Annotated in this window: 3 protein-coding genes and 1 pseudogene; all 4 read left to right on the top strand. The window is 43.2% G+C overall.

Translation table 11 applies throughout. The features are described 5' to 3' along the window. Positions 1–457: pseudogene (locus B4K20_RS00560) on the top strand (elongation factor 4); the annotation flags it as partial. A 23-nt stretch (positions 458–480) separates the two neighbouring features. Then, positions 481–1257: a signal peptidase I gene (gene lepB, locus B4K20_RS00565; RefSeq protein ID WP_286305167.1), complete on the top strand. Its 777-nt coding sequence runs from the start codon at positions 481–483 to the stop codon at positions 1255–1257. A 10-nt stretch (positions 1258–1267) separates the two neighbouring features. Then, complete coding sequence (locus B4K20_RS00570; protein ID WP_286305166.1) at positions 1268–1645, top strand: DUF4845 domain-containing protein; 378 nt, start codon at positions 1268–1270, stop codon at positions 1643–1645. Further along, complete coding sequence (gene rnc / locus B4K20_RS00575; RefSeq protein ID WP_289243825.1) at positions 1645–2325, top strand: ribonuclease III; 681 nt, start codon at positions 1645–1647, stop codon at positions 2323–2325. The genes B4K20_RS00570 and rnc overlap by 1 nt, the downstream gene beginning before the upstream one ends. The last annotated feature ends 54 nt before the right edge of the window (positions 2326–2379 follow it).

A 2379-nucleotide genomic window follows, 5' to 3' on the forward strand; every position in this document is an offset into this window, starting at 1 on the left:
GAATGAAGTGGTCATTGATTTCTTCGACCGTGTGAAGTCTGTCAGCCGTGGCTATGCCTCGCTTGACTATCACTTTGTTCGGTTCGAGCCAGCCAATCTGGTGAAATTAGATATTATGATTAATGGTGAACGAGTCGATGCCTTATCGCTCATCGTGCACAAGGATAGCAGTGTGAGTCGCGGGAGACTGCTAGTCGAAAAAATGAAAGAGCTGATACCGCGTCAAATGTTTGATATTGCTATTCAAGCGGCTATTGGCGGACATATTATTGCTCGTTCTACCGTCAAAGCGATGCGTAAAAATGTATTAGCTAAATGTTACGGCGGTGACGTTTCTCGTAAACGTAAATTGCTGGAAAAACAAAAAGCAGGTAAAAAACGGATGAAGTCTGTTGGTAAGGTGGATGTGCCACAAGAAGCCTTCCTCGCCGTATTACAACTGTCAAAGAATTCATAAAAGGTAGGAAGGAGCGTTATACAGTGAGTTTTCCCGCAATCATGGTGTTACTGGTAGCCGTCACCGGCTTGATTTGGTTAATCGACAAGCTGTTTTGGGCACCAGGTCGTGATAACGATGCAAAAGAACCTGTCGTGGTTGAATATGCACGCTCATTTTTTCCTATCATTCTTTTGGTGTTAGTGATTCGCTCCTTTATCGCTGAACCTTTCCGTATCCCATCGTCATCAATGGTACCTACGCTGCACATTGGTGATTTTATTCTGGTGAATAAATTCTCATATGGCATCCGTTTACCGGTCCTCAACACAAAAATATTAGAGACAGGCGAGCCTGAACGAGGTGATGTGGTAGTTTTTCGTTACCCGGTGAAGAAGAATAAAAGTGACCCTGATATTGACTATATCAAACGTGTGGTAGGCCTTCCCGGAGATAAAGTCGGTTATTTCAATAAAACGATTTATATTAACGGCGAACCGGTTGCACAAGAGCCACAAGAAAAACCTGAAAGCATGATTAATATTTCAGCTCCAGGCTCTGAGTTACGTTCTGAACAGCTCGGTGAACATAATCATCTAATCGTGGTTGAACCGGGTGTTAAACGTGTGGAAGGTGAAACCGTGGTGCCTGAAGGACACTATTTTGTTATGGGGGATAACCGTGATAACAGTAATGATAGTCGTTACTGGGGAACCGTCCCTGAAGAAAATTTGGTCGGTAAGGCCTTTTTAGTTTGGATGAGTTGGGACTGGAATGAGGGCGGCATTGTCTGGAATCGTTTAGGTCAGTCTATTGAATAAGGAGATTGTGATGAAACACCAGCGAGGTATGACATTAATTGGCTGGGTCATTGTGTTGGCCTTGATTGCTTTTTTTGTGACATTAGCGATTCGTTTGGTGCCGATGTATCAGGAGTATTACGGTGTCGTCCAGATCATGGAAGATATGAAGACAGAACTACGTAATAACAATCTCTCGAAAAATGAAGTACAGACACTGCTTTCTAAGCGCTTTAATATCGGCTATATCAGTAGTGTCGAACGCGATGATGTCGAAGTTTTCCGCGGTAAAAACACCGCCTACGTAACGAAAATCGTTATCGACTATGAAGTGCGAAAACCGTTTTTTGCTCAGATCGATCTGGTCGGGCATTTTCATAAAGAAATTGATGTAGAGCCACAGCTATAATGATAACCCAGCGGCAAAAAGCCCTGTGCAAACAGTTAAAAGTAGAATTTAAAGATACCGCATTTTTACAACAAGCCTTAACGCACCGCAGTGCGGATCCCAAAAATAATGAGCGTCTTGAATATCTCGGTGATGCTATTTTGAGTTTTGTGATTGCGGAAGAGTTATTCAACCGTTTCCCTCAAGTTAAGGAAGGAAAATTAAGCCGTCTACGGGCTTCTCTGGTCAAAGGTGAAACCTTAGCTGAGCTGGGGCGCGAGTTAAAGTTAGGGGATGTATTAATCCTCGGGCCAGGTGAACTAAAAAGTGGTGGTTTTCGTCGCGAATCAATTCTGGCTGATGCGGTAGAAGCTATTTTAGGTGCACTTTATCTTGATAGCGGTCTGACACCTGTCAAAGAGCTCATCTTAAGACTATTTGCCGAGCGAATAGCGTCTATTGATGTGACAGAAACGGTCAAGGATCCTAAAACGCGTTTGCAGGAATTATTACAAAGTCGTAAACAGCCTTTACCGCTATATAGTGTTAAAGAATTAAAAACAGACAAGAAACAGCCTGTCTTTGAAGCATCCTGCCAGGTTACCTTGCTGGACAAAGTGGTCGTTGCTCAAGGCAGTAGTCACCGAAAAGCTGAAAAAAAAGCCGCTGAACGTGCCTTAACTCTAATAGAGGGTAAATAATGAATACCACACCATTTCGTTCCGGTTACGTTGCCATTATTGGGCGTCCAAATG

It is taken from the genome of Methylophaga sp. UBA5088, assembly GCF_002414625.1.
GTDB lineage: Bacteria > Pseudomonadota > Gammaproteobacteria > Nitrosococcales > Methylophagaceae > Methylophaga > Methylophaga marina.